Annotated in this window: 3 protein-coding genes; all 3 read right to left on the minus strand. The window is 60.2% G+C overall.

Going from position 1 to position 4192, the window contains the following annotated elements:
- On the minus strand, positions 1-2335 hold a 2335-nt coding region (gene gyrB / locus QZY06_RS06985; RefSeq protein ID WP_295682061.1), incomplete at its 3' end, for a DNA topoisomerase (ATP-hydrolyzing) subunit B.
- Positions 2332-3411, minus strand: coding sequence for a DNA replication/repair protein RecF (gene recF / locus QZY06_RS06990; protein WP_295682062.1), 1080 nt, complete (start codon positions 3409-3411; stop codon positions 2332-2334). The genes recF and gyrB, both read right to left, overlap by 4 nt.
- A gap of 30 nt (positions 3412-3441) precedes the next feature.
- Positions 3442-4192: DNA polymerase III subunit beta (dnaN, locus tag QZY06_RS06995; RefSeq protein WP_295682064.1), on the minus strand; the 751-nt coding region annotated here is incomplete at its 5' end.

Here is a 4192-nt window from a genome sequence, read left to right on the forward strand (position 1 = left end):
ACATCTGGTCCGCGGAGATGATGTCTTCGACCCGAACCTGCACGAGGCGGCGCACGGTCGGGTCCAGCGTGGTTTCCCAGAGCTGTTCCGGGTTCATCTCGCCCAGGCCCTTGTAGCGCTGCACGTGCAGGCCGCGACGCGCTTCGGCGGTCAGCCAGACGTAGGCTTCGGCGAAGCTCGACACCGCGCGCGCGCGTTCGCCACGGCGGGCCGTGGCGCCTGCGCTGATCAGCGTCTTCGCCTCGTTGTTGAAGCGGCAGACCAGCTGATACTCCGGCGTGTTGAAGAAATCCTCGCCGAACACGTAGCGGTGCGCCAAACCGTGCACGAGCTGGTTGACGATCAATGAATTCCCTTGCATTTCAACGATATAGCGTTGAACAGCAACGCCGGCATTGAGGCTGGAGGCGAATTCCGCGAGCCAGGTTTCGCGGCTGGCTTCAGGCGCGATCGGGGCGTGATCGAACAGGCGTTCGAGCACATGACGATCGTAGTGACGGGACAGACGCTCGATCGCACTCTGGATGCGCGAGGTGTCACGAACCAGCTGGGCGAGCTTGTCGGTCGGCAGCGCCGGCGCATCGGCCGCGGTGGTCAACGAGGCTTCGTCGAGTGCGGACTTCAACAGCCAGTCTTCGAGCTCATTGTTGTCCTTCACGTAAGTCTCGTGCTTGCCGCTCTTCAGCTTGTACAGCGGCGGCTGCGCGATGTAGACGTGACCGCGTTCGACCAGCGCATACATGTGCCGGTAGAAGAAAGTCAGCAGCAAGGTGCGGATGTGAGCGCCGTCGACATCGGCGTCGGTCATGATGATGATGCGGTGGTAGCGCAGGTTCTCCGGCTTCATGTCGTCACGGCCGATACCGCAGCCCAGCGCGGTGATCAGCGTGCCGACTTCCTGCGAAGACAGCATCTTTTCCAGACGCGCCTTCTCGACGTTCAGGATCTTGCCCTTCAGGGGCAGGATCGCCTGGAAACGGCGATCGCGGCCCTGCTTGGCGCTGCCACCTGCCGAATCACCCTCGACCAGGAACAGTTCGGACTTCGCCGGATCCTTTTCCTGGCAATCCGCGAGCTTGCCCGGCAGGCCAGCGATATCGAGCGCGCCCTTGCGGCGGTTCAGGTCGCGTGCCTTGCGAGCAGCTTCGCGAGCACGCGCGGCTTCGACGATCTTCATCGCGATCGCTTTCGCTTCGCGCGGACGTTCGAGCAGGAACTCGGCGAGCTTCTTGTTCAGCACGCTTTCCACAGCACCCTTGGCTTCCGAGGACACCAGCTTTTCCTTGGTCTGCGACGAGAACTTGGGATCGCGCAGCTTTACCGACAGCACAGCGGTTAGGCCTTCGCGGGAGTCGTCTCCCACCGGCTCGACCTTTTCCTTCTTGGCCATGCCTTCACGCTCGACGAACTCGTTCAAGGTGCGGGTCAGCGCGTTACGGAAGCCGGTCAGATGCGTGCCGCCATCCTTCTGCGGAATGTTGTTGGTGAAGCAGAAGACATTTTCCTGATAGGAATCATTCCATTGCAACGCCGCTTCGACGGCGATGCCATCGATTTCGGTGTTGATGTACAGCACCGTTTCGTGCAGCGCGGTCTTGTTGCGGTTCAGGTATTCGACGAAGGCCTTGATGCCGCCGATGTACTCGAACACGTCTTCACGATTGCTCAATTCCTCGCGCAGCACGATGCGCAGTCCCGAGTTTAGGAACGACAGCTCGCGCAGGCGCTTGACCAGGATGTCGTAATGGAACTCGAGATTGGTGAAGACCTTGCCACTCGGATAGAAGCGCACCGACGTGCCGCGCTTCTCGGACGGACCGACCACGGCCAACGGCGCCTGCGGCACGCCCATCCGGTATTCCTGATGATGGTGATTGCCGTTGCGGTAGATATCGAGCATCAGCACTTCAGACAACGCGTTGACGACGGACACACCGACACCGTGCAGACCGCCGGACACCTTATAACCGCTGCCGCCGAACTTACCGCCGGCGTGCAGGATGGTCATGATCACTTCGGCAGCCGAACGGCCTTCTTCTTCGTGGATATCGACCGGGATGCCGCGGCCGTTATCGGTGACGGTGACGCTGCCATCGAGCTGCAAGGTGACAGTGATTTCCGTGCAATGACCGGCGAGCGCTTCATCAACCGAATTGTCGACGACTTCGAACACCATGTGGTGCAGACCCGTGCCGTCATCGGTATCGCCGATGTACATGCCCGGGCGCTGACGTACCGCATCCAGGCCTTTCAGCACCTTGATCGCGCTGGCGTCGTAATTGCCGCTGGCAATGTGATTCTGGGTCGGGCTCGGGGCGTCGTGCTGATCGGTCATATCGTCTTCTTCAATGTGATCTCGCCATGTTCCACGTGGAACATGGCATGGTCGTTCGTGGCTTGAAGCAATGGGCTGTACTCAAGCGCCGTGATGACGCTCTGCCCAGACCAGGCTTGCAGTTGAGTCAGCAGCCGCTGTTGGGAGTCCATCGACAACTCGGCTGCAAAATCATCGAGCAGCAGCACAGGGGCGTCTTCATGCTTCTGTCGATACAACTCGCCCTGCGCCAACATCAACCCGGCAATCAGCAGCTTTTGCTGACCGCGGCTGACTCGTTCCTTCAACAGCGAATTGTCGCTCAATACGCGAAGCTCTGCCCGATGCGGTCCTTCACGGGTATGACCCGCGTTTCGGTCACCTTCGAGCGTTCGGATCAGGGTATCGGCGTAACTCTCGCCGTCTCGCCAGCCGCGAACAAAGGCCAGTGTCCAACCGGTTTCGTCCACCAAGGATTGCCAGTACTTGGGCGCCAGTAGGCTCAGCCGATCCAAGTAACGCTCGCGCATCGCCGTCAAGGAATCAGCAGTGACCGCCAGTTCTGGTGACCAGCTGTCAATTTCTCGAACACTGGCCTGGGCTCGCAATGCTGCGTTGCGCTGGCGCAATGCACGATTGAAGCGCCGCCACTGATCATGGAATTCCTGTTCCATGTGGAACACACCCCAATCGATGAAGCGCCGACGGATGCCAGGACCTTCCTCGATCAGGCGGTGGGCCAGAGGATCGATTAGCAGAACAGGCATCCGCCGGACCAGATCGGAAAGCCCGGCGGATTGATTGTTGATCCGAACTGCGACTCGGCGATCCTGCCAGCGCACTTCGACCTTATCGTCCGGACGACCTTCTACCCCGGAGATTCGCGTGTCGATCAGGAAGGACGACTGACCATCGGTGGCCAAGGTCGAGATGGCGCCGCGGTGGCTGTCTCCGCGAGCGGAGACGTATAGCGCTTCCAGCAAACTGGTCTTGCCAGCGGCATTGGCGCCGGTGACAAAGTTCAGCCGGGGATGCGGCTCGAAATCGAAAGCCTGAAACAGGCGAAAGTGTTGCGCCTTCGCCCGGCGGAAACGCATCGCTTCATGAGTCGCCGATCAATACGGCGATCAGAGCCGCATCGGCATGACGACGAACTTGCCGCTGGCCTGCGCCGCATCGTGGATCAGGCCGCTGGCATCCGGGCTGCGCAGCTTGAAGATGAATTCTTCACCTTCGATCGCGTCCAGCGCATCAAGCAGATAGCTGACGTTGAAGCCGATCTCCAACGGCGCGCCGTTGTATTCGATTTCGACTTCTTCTTCGGCTTCTTCCTGTTCCGGGTTCTGGGTCTGAATGCGCAGCATGTCGGCTTCGAGCGTCAAGCGCACGCCGCGAAACTTCTCGTTCGACAGGATCGCCGCACGTGCCAGTGCCGCACGCACTTTCAGGCGACCGCACTTGATGATCTTGTCCGAGTCTTCCGGAATCACGCGCTCGTAATCCGGGAAGCGGCCTTCGATCAGTTTCGACGTCAGACGCAGGTCTTCGAGATCAACCTGGATCTGGTTGCTGGTCAGCGACAGCTTGACCGGCGCATCGCTGACGTCGAGCAGACGCTGAAGCTCGATGACGGTCTTGCGCGGCAGGATCACCTGGGTGTCCTTCTTGGCACTCAGTTCGCGATTCAACTCGGCCATCGCCAGACGATGTCCGTCAGTCGCCACAGTACGCAAGCGGCCCGGACGAATCTCCAGCAGCAAGCCGTTCAGGTAGTAGCGGACATCCTGCTGGGCCATCGCAAACTGGGTGCGGGCAAGCAGATCCTTCAGTTCACGATTGCTCAGTTCCAGCTGCACATCGGTTGGATCCGTCGAGAAC

Origin of the sequence: uncultured Nevskia sp. (genome assembly GCF_903885465.1) — a bacterium.
Taxonomy (GTDB): domain Bacteria; phylum Pseudomonadota; class Gammaproteobacteria; order Nevskiales; family Nevskiaceae; genus Nevskia.